This is a genomic window from Streptomyces sp. NPDC002088 (assembly GCF_040296605.1).
GTDB lineage: Bacteria > Actinomycetota > Actinomycetes > Streptomycetales > Streptomycetaceae > Streptomyces.
Genome location: NZ_JBEOXO010000014.1, coordinates 98990 through 113286, shown reverse-complemented (window position 1 = coordinate 113286; position 14297 = coordinate 98990). Strand labels below are relative to the sequence as shown.

13 protein-coding genes are annotated in these 14297 nt (G+C 70.3%); 2 read left to right on the top strand and 11 right to left on the bottom strand.

All coding sequences use genetic code 11. From position 1 onward, the window contains the following. Positions 1 to 5: 5 nt before the first annotated feature. The 8 genes from ABT114_RS27885 to ABT114_RS27850 form a co-directional block, all read right to left on the bottom strand. Entirely contained in the window at positions 6 to 779 is a 774-nt protein-coding gene (locus tag ABT114_RS27885) for a creatininase family protein (RefSeq protein WP_351145628.1), read from the bottom strand. 2 nt (positions 780 to 781) lie between these two features. Then, the gene (locus tag ABT114_RS27880) at positions 782 to 2179 is read right to left on the bottom strand and encodes an FAD-binding oxidoreductase (protein ID WP_351145627.1); all 1398 of its coding nucleotides are present in this window, start codon (positions 2177 to 2179) and stop codon (positions 782 to 784) included. Next, positions 2179 to 3345, bottom strand: a complete 1167-nt coding sequence (locus ABT114_RS27875; RefSeq protein WP_351145626.1) for a substrate-binding domain-containing protein — start codon at positions 3343 to 3345, stop codon at positions 2179 to 2181. The genes ABT114_RS27880 and ABT114_RS27875 overlap by 1 nt, the downstream gene beginning before the upstream one ends. 55 nt (positions 3346 to 3400) lie before the next feature. Next, positions 3401 to 4504 (bottom strand): ABC transporter permease, encoded by a 1104-nt coding sequence (locus tag ABT114_RS27870; RefSeq protein WP_351145625.1) that lies wholly within the window; start codon positions 4502 to 4504, stop codon positions 3401 to 3403. Beyond that, on the bottom strand, positions 4501 to 5247 hold the full coding sequence (locus tag ABT114_RS27865; protein ID WP_351145624.1) for an ABC transporter ATP-binding protein: 747 nt from the start codon (positions 5245 to 5247) through the stop codon (positions 4501 to 4503). The genes ABT114_RS27870 and ABT114_RS27865 overlap by 4 nt, the downstream gene beginning before the upstream one ends. Positions 5248 to 5348: 101 nt before the next feature. After that, complete coding sequence (locus ABT114_RS27860; protein WP_351145623.1) at positions 5349 to 6551, bottom strand: amidohydrolase family protein; 1203 nt, start codon at positions 6549 to 6551, stop codon at positions 5349 to 5351. After that, the gene (locus ABT114_RS27855) at positions 6548 to 7435 is read right to left on the bottom strand and encodes an MBL fold metallo-hydrolase (protein WP_351145622.1); all 888 of its coding nucleotides are present in this window, start codon (positions 7433 to 7435) and stop codon (positions 6548 to 6550) included. The genes ABT114_RS27860 and ABT114_RS27855 overlap by 4 nt, the downstream gene beginning before the upstream one ends. Next, positions 7432 to 7935, bottom strand: a complete 504-nt coding sequence (locus tag ABT114_RS27850; RefSeq protein ID WP_351145621.1) for a flavin reductase family protein — start codon at positions 7933 to 7935, stop codon at positions 7432 to 7434. Before ABT114_RS27850 ends, ABT114_RS27855 begins: the two co-directional genes overlap by 4 nt. Before the next feature lie 105 nt (positions 7936 to 8040). On the opposite strand from ABT114_RS27850, the gene ABT114_RS27845 reads away from it, so the two are divergent. Next, positions 8041 to 8664 carry a helix-turn-helix domain-containing protein gene (locus tag ABT114_RS27845; protein ID WP_351145620.1) on the top strand — a complete coding sequence of 208 codons (624 nt, stop codon included), beginning with the start codon at positions 8041 to 8043 and terminating at the stop codon, positions 8662 to 8664. Continuing rightward, the gene (locus tag ABT114_RS27840; RefSeq protein WP_351145619.1) at positions 8661 to 8804 is read left to right on the top strand and encodes a hypothetical protein; all 144 of its coding nucleotides are present in this window, start codon (positions 8661 to 8663) and stop codon (positions 8802 to 8804) included. The genes ABT114_RS27845 and ABT114_RS27840 overlap by 4 nt, the downstream gene beginning before the upstream one ends. Positions 8805 to 8830: 26 nt before the next feature. Here the strand turns inward: ABT114_RS27840 and ABT114_RS27835 are convergent, their stop codons facing one another. From ABT114_RS27835 to ABT114_RS27825, 3 genes are all read right to left on the bottom strand, one after another. Beyond that, on the bottom strand, positions 8831 to 9508 hold the full coding sequence (locus ABT114_RS27835; RefSeq protein WP_351145618.1) for a ThuA domain-containing protein: 678 nt from the start codon (positions 9506 to 9508) through the stop codon (positions 8831 to 8833). 64 nt (positions 9509 to 9572) lie between these two features. After that, a complete protein-coding gene (locus ABT114_RS27830; RefSeq protein WP_351145617.1) occupies positions 9573 to 11324 on the bottom strand; it encodes a DUF2264 domain-containing protein in 1752 nt (583 codons plus the stop codon). 65 nt (positions 11325 to 11389) lie between these two features. Further along, a complete protein-coding gene (locus ABT114_RS27825; protein ID WP_351145616.1) occupies positions 11390 to 14287 on the bottom strand; it encodes a polysaccharide lyase family 8 super-sandwich domain-containing protein in 2898 nt (965 codons plus the stop codon). Positions 14288 to 14297 lie beyond the last annotated feature (10 nt).

The following is a 14297-nucleotide window of genomic DNA, read 5'->3' as shown; positions in this document are numbered from 1 at the left end:
GGCGGTCAGGCGTAAGGCAGGAAGCGGGCGCATTCGCGCAGTGCGGCCGCGTTGTTGGCGATGGCGGTGTCGACGAGCTTGCGGCCGAGTTCGGGGGTGGCTCCGGTGGGGTCGCCGATGACGCCGTTGCCCGTACCGAAGTCGTCGCTCGTCCAGCCGAAGGAGACGGACTTGCCGAAGCCGATGTGCTCGTAGGCGGTCAGGTGCTCGGGGACACTCCGCTCGGCCAGCGACATGTCCACCGTCTCCGGGTGGAGGTGGAGCATCGCCGCGGTCTCGTTCAGCCCGCCGTGCACCCCCAGACCCAGCTCGCCGGACGGGGACGCGCCGCCCTGGTCCGCGGGGAGCGCGGCGTGCAGCAGAAAGGTGAACAGACCGTATTTGGTGCGCAGTTCACGCAGAGCGACTCCCAGCAGCGCACTGTTGCCGCCGTGCGCGTTGAGGAACGCGAGCCGCCGTACGGGCCCCGTGGCGAGAGAGCGCCCCAGGTCGTCCAGTACCGCGAAGAGCGTCGAGGCGCTGAGCCACAGCGTCCCGGGCGACCAGGCGTGTTCGTCGGACTTGGCGTAGGCGAGGCCCGGCAGCAGCGTGATGTCGCAGCTGTCGGATGCGGCCAGGGCGGCGCCCTTGGCTATCGCCTCCGCCATGAAGTAGTCGGTGGCGACGGGAAGATGGGGCCCGTGCTGTTCGATCGCGCCGACGGGAAGGACGGCCACGGTGTCGGCGGACAGGTCGGTGACCGACGGTCCGCTGAGGTCGGTGAAGCGAGTGAAGGCCATGGTCAGTGCGCTCCCAGGAGGTGGCCGGGGTTGAGCAGTCCCAGCGGGTCGGCGGTGCGGGCGGTGGCACGGACGAGGTCGAGGCGCCGGTCGACGTACCAGTTGTGGACGTCATGGACGCGGACGCCCAGTGCCTCCAGGGCGGCGATCCCCTCGTACACGGTGGCTTCGTCCTGGTAGTGCGCCATCAGCATGCCGACGGTCCCCGAGCGCATTCCCTCCAGGTGCAGCACCGTCTGGGGGAAGACGGCCTTGACCGCCGCCGGGTCGCCGAGCAGTACGTCGCCGCCGATCTCCAGGTGGAAGTAGCCGTCCTCGGCCTTCATCAGGTGGTACGTGGGGTGGTTGAAGGAGAGCGAGGAGATGAGGGCGGGACCGCGCGGCGCGGGACGTACCTCCGTCACCCGGCCGCCGTGCTTCTCGATGATCGCCCGAGCGTCGTCCTCGGCCTGCTCCTCGATGATCGCGCGGACGCTCAGCGCGGCCGGGTCGAGGGCCGGGTCGGCCTCGAAGGTCTCGACGAGGCCGGGCTCGTCGAGGGAGACCAGGCGCGGGGCGGGCTCCAGGCGTACGAGGTCGCCGAGCGCGGCGGTGGCGGAGGTCCACGTGTCGAAGGAGGCGAAGAGGCCGGTCCAGACGCGGGCCGGCTGAAGTGCGACGGTCGCGGTCGTGGTGATGCCGGTGGTGCCGTAGGCGTGGATGTACGGGAGTGCTTCCTCGCCGCGTACAGTGAAGGGCTCGGCCTCCGCCGTGCACGGGACGACGGTCAACTCCCGTACAAAACCGTCCCCGTTGGTGCCGTTGGCGAGCGATCCCGTGCCGCCGTTCCCACCGGAGAGGAAGCCGCCGAGCGATGTCCCGAAGGTGGAGGGGAACATCCACAGCTCCTGGCCCAGCGTGCGCGCATGCGCCTCCAGGTCGGACATCTTCGCGCCCGCCTCGGCCCTGATCCATCCGTCGCCCGCGCCCAGGATGCGTCCGCATCCGGTGAGGTCGAGGACGGCGCCGCCGTGCAGCGGGATCGCCTGGCCGTAGTTGCCGGTGCCTTTGCCGCGCGGGGTGAGCGGGATGCGCAGGCGGTGGGCAAGGGCGACCAGGGGCTGGATCTGCTCGTACGAGGACGGGCGCAGCACCACCTCGGCGCGACCGGCGGGGAGCTTGGCGGCGAGGATCGGCGACATGTGCGCCCAGTCGCGGGACGCCTTGTCGAGGGCGGAGTCCTCGCGTACGACGGCAGCCTCGCCCAGCAGTGCGGCAGCCTCCGTACAGAATGCGTCGATGCCGGGGGTGCGGTGCGTGGCACCTGGGTCGGCGCCCACCATCTCATCGTCCGCGACCAGTTCGGTCATCCGGCGCAGTTCGGCGGCGGACAGGGTCGTGCCCTTGGGGTCGACGGCCATCACTTCATTCCGATCTTGGTGTCGATGAATGCGTTGGTCGCCAGATCGTCGGCGCTCAGGCCGGCCGGGATCTTGACGCCGCCCTTGGTGAGGATCGGCCCGAAGGTCTTCAGGGAGTCGGCGACGCGCTTCTTGTCGAAGCTCGCGATCGATCCGTCGGCCTCGTTGCCGAGGATGCCGAGCCTGACCATCTCCTTGGCGGCGTACTGGCCGGTGCCCTTGGAGTAGACCCAGCTCGTGGCGTACTGCTTCACGATGTCGTCGATGAGCGTGACCGCTGTGTCCGGTGCGGCGGCGAAGTCGGCGGCCGACTGCTGGATGACGGGGACCAGCTTCTTCAGGCAGGGGCTGAGCTTCTTCAGCGCACCGGTGCGGACGGAGAGTGCCTCCGGGTAGACGGTGTAGCCGACATCGGACAGCAGCTGGAACTTGACCGGCTTCTTCCAGGCGGCGACCTCGTGCTCATAGATGTACGGTTCCGCGGTCGCGAAGCCCTGCTGCGCGATGGAGGGGTCGGCGACGAAACGGGACGGTGAGCTGTCGTAACTCCCGTCCAGCTGGCTCTTCTTGATGAGCCCCCTCGCCACCAGCATCGGAGCGAAGACCTCACCGTCGCGGTACACGACCTTGGCGCCGCTCTTGCCGATGTCGGCGACGGTCTTCCAGTCCGGGTGGGTCTTGGGGTCCCACATCAGGACCTGCGGACTCTTCTTCATCAGCGCGGCGACCGCGGTGACGGGCTGCTTGCCGGCCGCCTGGATGGCGCCGTCGGTGGTGACCATGCCGAGAGTGATGGACTGGTCGATGTACATCTCCGAGGCCGGGCTCTGGAACCCGACGGCCGAACCGCCCGCCCGCACCTGGATCTTGACGCCGGTGTCCTTGCCGCCGATGACGAGCGGGCCGGTGACCCGCTTCTTGTCGGTGTCGACGGTGTAGCCGGGGCCGACGAGGTTGTAGATCGGACCGTGTTCGGCCTCGGGCTCCCAGTCGGCCTGGACGACGACGGTGGCGGGGCAGACTTTGTCGAGGCGCTGGGCGGCGGGGGCGGGCTCGAGGTCGGCAGCGGACCCGGCTGTGGTGGCGCCGGCGCCGCAGCCGGTGGCGGCGAGGAGGAACGAGGCGCTCAGTCCCGCGACAAGGCTTCTTCTGACGGAAAGTGGCATGGCTGTCTCCCGGGAGGGGCTCTGACGAGGAAGCGGAGAGGGGGTGGGGGCCGGCTCAGCTGCGGCCGGACGCGTGCCAGGAACCGACGGCGAGGCGGGACAGGAACGTGAAGAGCGCGAAGACGGCGACCCCGAAGAGGGAGGCGAGGATGATCGCGGCGAAGAGGTCCTCGGACTGGAGCCGTGAGCGGTAGACGTCGAGGAGGGTGCCGATACCGGGCGCGCCCTGCTTGAAGAACATGTCGCCGACGATCGCGCCGATGACGGAGAGCCCGGAGGAGGTACGCAGCCCGGTGAAGATGGCGGGGAGCGCCGCGGGCAGTTCGAGCTTGCGCAGGCGGTCCCAGCGGCTCGCCTTCTGGAGGGTGAAGAGGTCGTGGTGGGCGCGGTCCACGGACTGCAGTCCGAAGAGGGTGTTGGCGATCAGCGGGAACAGGGCGATGAGGACGCAGACAATGACCCGGCTGGTGAAGCCGAAGCCGAACCAGAGGCCGATGAGGGGGACGATGGCGAGGATCGGGACGGTCTGCAGGATGACGGCGTACGGATAGAGGGAGCGCTCCAGCCAGCGGGCGCGGCTCATCACGACGGCCCCGGTGATGCCGAGGACGGCGGCGATGGCGAGCCCGGCGAGAGCGACCTGCGCGGTGCGGGCAAGGGCCTGGAGCATGGGCTGCAGATGGGTCCAGTCGAGGACGGCGACCTGGAGGACCTGGTGCGGGGGCGGTACGAGGAAGCGGCGGGCGGGGGCGAGGAGCAGGTAACTCACTGCGTACCAGAGGCCGATGGCGACGGCGAGCGAGCCGATGGGCGCGAGCAGGGCGACGGGGCCCCGGCGTGTGCGGACGGACGCCTCGGCGGCCGGGAACGTCTCGACCGTGGCGCCGGTGGCAGCATCGGACTGGTGCACGGGGGTCTTCCCCTCGTGGGCCGGAGCGGCAGCGCTCGAACCGGTGACGGCCGGCTCGGAAGCGGCAGACGGTTCGCCGCTCGGGCCGACGGTGACGGAGGCGGCCGTGGTGGCGCGGGCAGCCGGCACATCGGCGGCCGGGGCAGCCGTGGTGGCGCGGGCAGTCGGCGCGTCGGCGGCCGGGGCGTCCGTGGTGGCGCGGGCAGTCGGCGCGTCGGCGGCCGGGGCGTCCGGGGTGTTCGCGGTCACTGGGCGTCTCCTCGCAGGGCCCCGGAGACCGCGCCCGCGATCGCGGCGAACTCCGGTTCGTAACGGAGCGATGCGGGCCTGGGGTGGGCGAACGGGACCTCGAATTCGGCGGTGATGCGTCCAGGTCGGGCCGACATCACCACGACCCGGTTGGCCAGGAAGACCGCCTCGGTCACCGAGTGTGTGATGAAGAGACCCGCGAACCCCGTCTCGCCGAAGATCCGCTGGAGCTCCTCCTGCATACGAAGCCGGGTCATCTCGTCCAGCGCGCCGAAAGGTTCGTCGAAGAGGAAGAGCGCGGGGCGCATCATCAGCGCGCGGGCCAGCGAGACCCGCATCCGCATCCCGCCCGAGAGCTGTCCCGGCAACTGCTCCTCGAAGCCGTCGAGGCCGACGAGACGGATGGCGTCCATGGCGCGCTCGTGCCGTTCGGCCTTGGGACGGCCGGCCAGTTCGGCCGGCAGCGCCACATTGGCGAGGACGCTGCGCCAGGGCAGCAGGGTGGCGTCCTGGAAGACGTAACCGATGTCCCCGCCCGGGGTGCTGATCTCGCCCGCGCTGGGGGCATCGAGACCGGAGGCGAGCCGCAGCAGGGTGGACTTGCCGCAACCGGAGGGGCCGACGACTGCGACGAACTCCCCTGCGCCGACGTGGAGTTCCACTCCCGAGAGCGCGGTGGTCCCGCTGTCGAAACGCTTGTCGACGGCTACGAAGCTCAGCGCCGTCTGCACTGCTGTCGCCACGTCGACTCCTTCCTGTGGGCCGGTGGAGCGTTCACTGATGTTCGTAGCATCAACATTCATTGTTTCGTGAGGGTGTCCCGGGCGTTTACGCCCTGGACCAGTCAGAGCGCTTCGCGGATCACCGTGGTACGGCTCACCGCTCGCCCGCCCTTGAAGACGATCCGGTCCGGGTACGAGGCCCCGAGGGCCCCGGAGAGCGAGTCGGCCCGTACGGCGAGGAGGTCGGCGATCGCCCCCTCGTACGGCCCTGCGGCGGGTAGCCCGAGGACCGTGCGGGCGCCGGTGGTCACCGCGTGGACCGCCTCGGGCAGCCTCAAGTGACCAGCCGCGACGAGGAGTCCAGCGGTCTCCAGGGGATCGGCCCTGCCCACCGGATTAAAGGGGTCGCGGATGTTGTCGCCGCCCCCGGCCAGGGGCACGCCCGCGTCCAGGAGGGCGCGTACTGCGGTCAGACCGCGCGGGGTGCGGGCAGGGGTGTCGCGGCCCTGGAGGTAGAGGTTGGTGAGCGGCAGTGCGACGACCCCGATCCGGGATGCCGCCGCCTCCTTGGCGATCCGGGCGGCCTCGGCCGGGTCCAGGCCGCCCAGTCCCACGCAGTGGCTGGCGGTCGCACCGTGGGTGAAGTCCCGCTCCCGTACCGCCTGGGCGAGCAGCAGCAGATCCTTCGGGTCCGGACGGAGATTCTCGTCCGCATGCAGGTCGACGCCTACGCCGTGCCGCTCGGCGATGGCCAGGGCGCGGGCGACAGCGGCCTGCGGGTCGTCGGAGAGGTGCGGACAGCCACCGAGCAGGTCGGCCCCCAACTCCAGTGCCTCGTCGAGGACTTCGTCGGGCGCCTCGATGTGCAGTACGGCGATCTGCAGGGCAACCCGCTCGCTCAGCTCCTCGCGCAGCCGCAACAGCGCCCGCAGCCCCCGGAGCGGATCGGGGCCGGGCAGGACGTCGGCGTGGGTGCGGACGGCGGTCGCACCGTTGGCGACCAGCTCGTCCAGGGCGCGGCGGGCCCTGACCAGCACGTCCTCCTCCGTCACCTGCTCGGCATAGCCGCGCCAGGCGGCGACCGCCCCCGGCAGGTCGCAGGGCGGTGCACCGGCCAGGTCCCAGGTGAGGGCCTTGTCGAGGTGGGCGTGGGGTTCGGCGGGGGCGGGCAACAGTAGGAAGCCGGAGAGGTCCATCTCCTCGCATGCGGAGGGCAGTTGACCGGCCTGCGCAACGGCCGACACCTGCCCGTCCTCGATCAGTACGTCCCGGATCTGCCCTTCGGGCAGCCGCGCCCCGCGCAGCAGCAGTGCCGTCGCCGTCATCGTACGTCCCCGTTCTCCGGTGCCGTGAGTACCGCGAAGCCGTCGAAGGCGTGCCACATCGCGGGCGCGCCGAACATGTCCTGGCGGCGGACCGGGCGGGTCCGTCCGCGTACCACCTGGTCGAAAGCTTCGGCGACCCGTCCCACGAAGTGGTGGTCCTCACGGTGGCGGAGGTTGTGCCCCAACAAGGCTGTGCTGACCGGGAGTTCGGCAAGTCGCCGGGTCGATGCGGCGAAGGCCGGTACATCGGCGCCCGGCACATGGGCGAAGAAGGTGCCGCTGATCAGGGTGTCGCCGGCGAGGAGCAGGCCGCTCTCCGGCTCCCAGAGGCAGATGCCGTCGGGCGAGTGCCCGGGGGTGTGCAGGACATGCAGCCTCCGCCCGCCCAGGTCGAGCTGCTCCCCCTCCCTGAGCAGCCGGGTCGGTCGCACCGCGTCGATACGCCACTGGGTCAGCTCGGGGACGGGCCGCACCTCGATCCGCGAATCGGTGAGGAAGAAGCCCTCGGCGGAGAGTGCGCTCAGCTCGATGTAGCGCTGTCGCATGTCCTGGGCGATGTGCTCGTACGTCTCGAGCCACTCGCGCGGTGCGGGCTCGCCGTGCAGGTCCGCGCCCGCCTCGTGGACAGCGAAGTCCTTGGCCTCGCCCACGAGCGAGGCATTGCCGCCCCGGTGGTCGTAGTGATGGTGGGAGTTGACGACGAGCAGCGGCAGCGAGGTCAGCACGCGCACCTCGCGCCCGATGTCCCCGATGCCCATCCCGGTGTCGTACAGCAGGGCGAGGTCGTCGCCCACGACGAGATAGCTGTTGACGTGCCCGGGCTCGGCGATGAGGAAGGTCCCAGGTCCGGTCTCCTGTACGGAGAACCAGTCGCGCCCGCTCATGCGCCGATGCCGTGGTAGCGGCGGGCGTGGTGGACGAGAGCGCCGGCCCCGCCCCGACCAGGGATGATCTCCTCGATGTCAGCGATCAGCAGCAGGTGGTCCCCGGCCGCCACCTCTTCCCGTACGCGGCACACAACGGCGTACGTGCTCTGCGCGAGCAGCAGCGGCACACCTCCCTCTCCCGTCGTCCACTCCAGCCCGGCGAACCGGTCGACGGCCGGATCGGCGAAGCGCCGCGAGACGGATTCGCCGCCCGCGGCAAGGATGTTGAGGGCGAACCTGCCGCCGTCCTGAAGCAGCGGCAGGGTGCGGCTGCCGCGCTGGACGCCGATCGCCATCAGCTGCGGCGCGCGACTGAGGCTCATCACGGCGGTGCTGGTGAATCCGGCAGGCGTGCCATCGGCCGCGGCAGCGGTCACCACGCAGACACCGCCCGCGAGGGCGGCCATGGCATCGAGGAATCCGGCCGTGGCAGGCCGGTCGGCGGTGGTCGCGGTCATTCGGGCTCCTCGCCTAGAATGTTCGTCACATCAACATTGAGCGTAGGAGACATGTGTTTCGCGGGAGTAAATCCCCCTCCGAAGTGACCACTTAGGATTTCCGCCATGCCAAACCGCCCCACCGAACCCCCCGACGATCCGGACCAGCAGCTCGGCGACGCGATCCGTCGGCTGCGCAAGAAGCGCGGCCTCACCCTTGTCCAACTCGCGGGCAGCGCAGGCCTTTCACACCCCTTCCTCAGCCAGCTGGAGCGCGGGCTGACCCGCCCGAGCATGCCCTCGCTGCACCGGATCGCCCAGGCACTCGGCACCACCCAACAGGCCCTGCTGGCGCACTCGGCCACCTCCCCCGCCGACATCCATGTCGTACGGGAAGGGACCGGCACCCCCGTCGCCAACAGCGGCGGCTCGGCCCGGATGCTCGGGGCACCCCAATTCGCCGTCCATCCGGTCGAATACACGGGAGGACCCACCGACTTCGAGGAGTACTACGACCACCCTGGCGATGAGTTCCTCTATGTGGTGCACGGCGCGATCGAGGTCGACCTGCTGGGCCCCGACGGCCGCGAACTGCACCGACTCTCGGCCGGAGACAGCCTGCTCTACCCAGGCGGAACCCCGCACCGCTGGCGTGTTCTGACGGAGGATCAGGACATCCTCGGGGTGCGCGTCCTCGCCGTACAGAACGCGCCTCGCCAGAACGCCGAACCAGGAGCGACGGGACAGTGAAGAAGGCCCGCGACCCTGGCTCCGGATCGGCCGTACTCGACAGCCAGGGTGGCCGGTTCGCCTTCCCCTGCGGGGAGTGGCAGGCACTCGGGCATGCCTTCGCGCTGATGGGTCAGGCGGTGCAGCGCTGTCCGTTGTAGGTCGCCCGAGCGCCGTCCGACGCCTTTCACATGGAACGCCCCGGCAAACGCTCCGTTCCCTCCGGCCAGGAGGCGACCCATCGCAGGGCGCCGAGCAGGTGGGCCCGGAAGGCCGGGTCGCCGTAGGCCTCGGTCGCATGGCCGAGCGCGGTGTAGAAGCTGCGTCCGCGGCCGTGGCGCCGGTGCCAGACGAGGGGATGGCCAACGCCCATACCGCCGCCGGTGTAGGTCGCTTCGTCGACGGTGGCCAGGACAGTGACGTCGCGGGGTGGCGTCCTGAAGTCGTACCACTCGTCGGTCCAGTGCCATTGCCGGGGAAGGTGTGCGGTGGCCGGGTGCGAGCGGTCGACGGTGAGTACGGCCGGCTGCACCGGGGGATGTCCGGCGAACCTGGCGCCGAGGAGTTCGCCGTAGGCGGGCCACTCGTACTCGGTGCAGGCGGCGGAGTGAACGCCCAGGAATCCCCCGCCGCCCACAAGGTGATCGAGCAGTGCCACCCGGCCCGCTTCGTCGAGGACCTCGCCGCTGGTCGACAGGAACACGACCGCGTCGTACCCGTCGAGGGAACGCAGCGGCTCCTCGGTGGCATGGACCTTGAAGCCGTGCTCGGCGCCCAGCTCGCCGAAGGCGGCGACGGCGGCGGGAATGGACTCGTGCCGGTATGCGGCGGTCGCTGTGTACACGAGAACCTGTCTGGTGGACATGCACGCTCCAGTGCTAGAAAACGATCTTTATCGCCACCCGCTGACCCTTCGGATGGCGGTGTCATCACCGGCGGGTGAGGGAAACACGGCAGCGCAGGGTGTGCTCGCCGGGATCGAGGACGCCTCGAAGAGCCGGAAGGACCGTGCGCGGGTGCAGGAGGTGGGAGCCCGGCATCTGTAGCACGACGACGCCGTCGCGTGGTGGCTCGTCGGCGGCCAGGCAGACGATCTCGCTGACGGTCGCGTCGGCCGTCGCCCGGGCCAGGCCGGGGCGCTCCGTGACGTTGTGGGGCGTCGCCCCGAGGCCGGTCTTCGGTACGCAGAACGCGCCTTCGGCCGTGTACAGCCGGCGCCCGGTGGTGATGCGGTGCTCGCGGACGTGCCCGCCGTCGACGTGCCGCAGTCGCGTGTCGACGACCACGTCCGGCCATGGCCGCCAGCGCACGACCAGGGTCTCGCCGTCGATCCCGGACTCTCCGGCGGAACGCGTGCGCCAGTGTTCGCCGTCGTCGGACAGGGCCAGCGCGCTGTCGAAGCCGCCCTGGTCCAGGGACGGTTCGCCGGTGGGCACGCTGAACCCGGCAAGGGTGGAGTAGGCGAACTTCGCGTACTTGGCGTTCCCGCCACGGGGGTTCCAGCCGGGCGCGTTCTGCCCGGCGAGCGCGATGACATCCCCCGCCGCGTCCCGCGCGAGGATCATCGCCGCGGCCGGTTGCGGGCTGACGCGAGGAGGCAGGTCCGACGCGGGCGTCGCCGTCCAGAACGGATGATCGTCGGCCGCGGCGAGGCTCGCGAAGATCTTCATGCCCCAGTACGGTGACCCGCCGGCCATGTACTGCTCGACGACACCGGTGTTCGGGTAGGCGTAGCCGACAGTGAGGGAGCCGTCCTCGGCAAGGATCGGCTGCTGCCACCACCAGCCGAGGTTGCGCTGCGCCAGGGTGCGCGCGATGGCCCAGTCGACGGCGGGCAGGTCGGCCACGGCCAGTACCGACCAGAAGGAGCCCTGGGCGAACCGGTAACCGAGGCTGCGGCCGAAGGGCACGGCGGCTCCGTCGGCGGCGAACCAGTGCTGGAACTGCGCCGCGAACTCGGTCGCCCGCTGCCGGTAGCGCCGGCCCCGCTCGTCGTCGACCGCTTTCAATGACGCCAGCAGGAGCCCGTAGAAATGGAACCCGAACGGGACGTAGTAGTCGCGGGAGCCGGGCCGCTCGGGCGTGCCGGGCCCGTCGGCATACCAGCCGTCGCGCAGTGCGAAGTCCTCGATGCGATCCAGGTGCGCGGCCACCCGCGCCTCGTCCACGGATACGCCCACCGAACGCAGTCCGACGGCGGCGAGTACAGGGAAGAAACACCAGTTGTTGTCAAAGGGTGTTGCCGACGCCGCCGCCGACAGCCAGTCGGCGAGCTGTTCCCGCTGCCGTTCGGTGAGGGGATCCCAGAGCCGGTCCTTCGCGATGGCAAGGGCGTAGCCGACGGCGGCGGATTCGACGAGGCGCTGGTCCATGTCGGCCGGTCGGCCGACGTACCAGGGATGTTCGGGGTCGACGGCGGCGGTCAGCGCGCGGCGCAGTTCGTCCCACTGCCGGTCCGCGCCGGACAGGCCGCCGGCGGCGTGTCCGGCGAGTCCCCACAGCGGGCGGGTGACGAGTTCGAACCAGACGGCCCCACGGTCGCTCATGCTCGGGTAGACCGGCATGCGCTCGGGCCCGGTGGCTGCCGTTCGCGTGGCCGGTGCGACAAGGGCGAGCAGCGCGTCGGCCCAGCCCTCCCGGGTGGTGGGGGCTGGGCCGAACAGCTGTGACGGGGTAGGCATGGCCGCCATCGTATGGATCAAGCCTCCCAGCCTGCAACCGGTTGCCTACAATTTCATCAGACAGATCATCCCGTGATGACCTGCAAGAACGGCGGATTCGTGGAGTTGGTCCGGCTGGCCAGGAGGACGAGGACCCCGGCCGAGGCCTCGGCGAGGGCGACCGTCGCGGTCCCGTCGCCGGCGTACTGGGTCTGGATGTAGCTGGTGACGTCGATCGGGATCCAGTCCTTGGCGCTGCCGATCGAGCCGGAGGAGAGCGCGCTGCCCAGGGCCGGCTGGGTGTTCCAGGTCAGGCCGGTCTCAGTCCAGCTGTCGCTGCTCACCGCGTACCCGGTGACGGTGGCTTGGGTGCCGGCGGAATCGGAGGTGGACCCCTGGACCCACAGCACCGCGCGCCTGGGCGTGGCCGCGAGGCCGGACAGGTCGAACTTGAGGAAGGACCGGCGGTTGTATCCGGTGCTGCTGGTGGACTTGACGTCCAGGTCGGTGGTGCTGCCGTAGTTGGTGGTGGCGTAGGAGCCGTCGCGGACGTACGCGTCCGCGGTCGGGGTGAGCTTGGTGAATCCGCCGGCGGTGACGGTCGTGCCGGTGCCGAACGTGATGGTGCGGGAGGCACCCTGCGCGCCGCCGACCTCCACGATCAGCGTGAGGGGAGACAGGCCGACGACGCTGACGCCGTCGTCCGCGGTGGCCTTGGTGTATCCGCTGCGGTTGATGGTGACGGTGATGGTCGCGGCGGCGCGGGTGGGGTCGGCGACGCTGACCGACAGCACGTCGTCGGACTCCCGTATGAGGACGGAGCAGGGGGCCGAGACGGTGATCGGGCCCACGGTGCCGGCGGCGAAGAAGTTGGCGGCGGTCACGCCGGTGACGGTATCCGTGACCGCCTGGATGGAGCTGGTGTTGGCCAGGACGCTCACCGTCGGGGCGGCGGCGCGGGCGGCAGTGACCGTGGACGTGGCGCCGGGCAGGAGGATGTAGCTGTAGGCGGCGGCGGTGGGATCGGTGCCGTGGTCGAACCACAGGGTCAGGTAACGGCGGGTCAGGGATGTGGTCGAACTCCCGGTGTTGATGTCGCTCCAAGCGCCGGTGCGGGCCTCGCGCACCGCCTTCACGGTGGCCCCGCCGGGGAAGACGTAGCCGCCGACCCCGTTGATCGACGCCCAGGAGGCGCCGGTGAAGGTGGCGGACCAGCCCAGCGTGGTCGACTGGGTAACTCCGTCGACGACCAGCCCGTTGGAGGCGGTGGCGCCGAGGTTGCGGTTGTCGGCAGTGGTCTCGACGGTGTATCCGTCGGTGGCGGTGATCCCGGCGCCCAGGCAGACGACCTGGTCGTCGAGGCAGAACCAGGACTTCTTGGCTACCAGTGTGGAGCCGAGGCCGCGGGTGTCCTGGCCGAGCGCGCTGTAGGTGCCGTCGGTGGCGCCGCCGACCCAGACGACGCTCGATGACGGCGCCGGCCGTGAACCGCCTTGGCCGTCCGACAGCGGGATGCGGGACACGGTCGTGCCGGGCAGGCGGTAGGGGTCGACGGTCGGCCAGTACGCGTCGGAGTACTGGCCGTTGCCGTAGGTGTCGCCCCACCAGTAGGTCATTCCGGAGCTGGCGTGCCAGCCGTGCAGGTTCTCGCCGTTGATGCACTCGTAGAACGCGGTCCGACCTGAGCACATGGAGACGGCGAGGGCCCAGGAGCCGCGTCGGTGGGTGGCGCGGTCCATGCTGCCGAAGACCCGGGCGGCGACCGGTTCGGCGGTCGGGGTGATCGAGGTGTCCTCGAGAACGGACTTGCCGAGTGCCAGGACGGGAAGCGTCTGGTACGAGTCCTCGAGCAGCGGGGCCCAGTAGTCGCGCTCCAGCCAGCCTCTGGCCATCGCGTTCCACGTGGCGGCTTCGGTGGCCGAGGCGGCGTCCGCCAGCATCAGGATGCTTCCGATGATGAGATGGCCGCGAACGTGGTCGTCCTGCTGAATCCCCAGCGGATTGTCGACGACCTTGACGCCGCGGCTGATCGCCCGCCCGGACACGCCGTCCATCATCAGCCCGTTGAACAGGAACGGGGCGAAGGCGTCGGTGACGGCGTCGAAGAGGAGCTGCCGGTTGTCGTCGGTCACCTCCCAGCTCGATCCCGCCAGCAACGACAGCAGGCCGGCCAGTCCGCTGATCAGAACGGAGCCGTAGGACCCGGTGTAGGGCACGGTGGTGTGCTGGATGAACGAGCCGTCGGCGTAGAACCCGTCGCCACTGCTGACCAGCGGGAACACCGGTGAGAGTCCGGCGACCCCTGTGGTGATCTTCGCCGGGCTCCTGGCGAGGACGCCGCGCAGGATGAGCACGCGGCACAGGTCGACCCGGTTCGCTCCGGTGCTGACCCCGCTGTAGGAGGAGACCGCCGAATCCGGCACGAACGCGTCGATCGCCTCGTAGTAGTCGGCGAGTTGGCCGCTGCTGAGCTCGGCGTACAGCAGGCAGGCGATGTCCAGCGAGAGGCGCGGTGCGCCGATCTGCCAGTCCCACCAGTTGTCGTAGGTGGTGGTCGTCGGGGTGTAGGCGTTGGCGTACATCCAGTCCAGGCCGGTCAGGACGCCGGAGAGGAGATCGGCGTCCCCGGTCAGCCCGGTGCCGTCGAAGGCCCACGCCTGGGCCATCCACTTCAGGCGCACATAGCTGGAGGTGACGTTGCCACTGACGCTGCCGACCGGCAGGTCGTCCCAGAGCGACGCACCGGTCGGGTTCATGTCAGTCAGGAAGCCGGTCGCGGTGCTGCCGATGAGGGCGAGGAGGGTGGCGAACGGCTCGTCCGAGGAGTCGTAGCCGGTACCCAGCAGGGTCTTGTCGATCCAGCGCAGGCGCAGGGTGTCGTACTCGTCGGCGGCGAAGGCCGGCGGCGCACCGGTCACGGCCTGGCCCAGGGTGATGCCGGCTGTGGCGGTGGCGACTTGCAGCAACTGTCGGCGAGTGAGCATCGGGAATCCC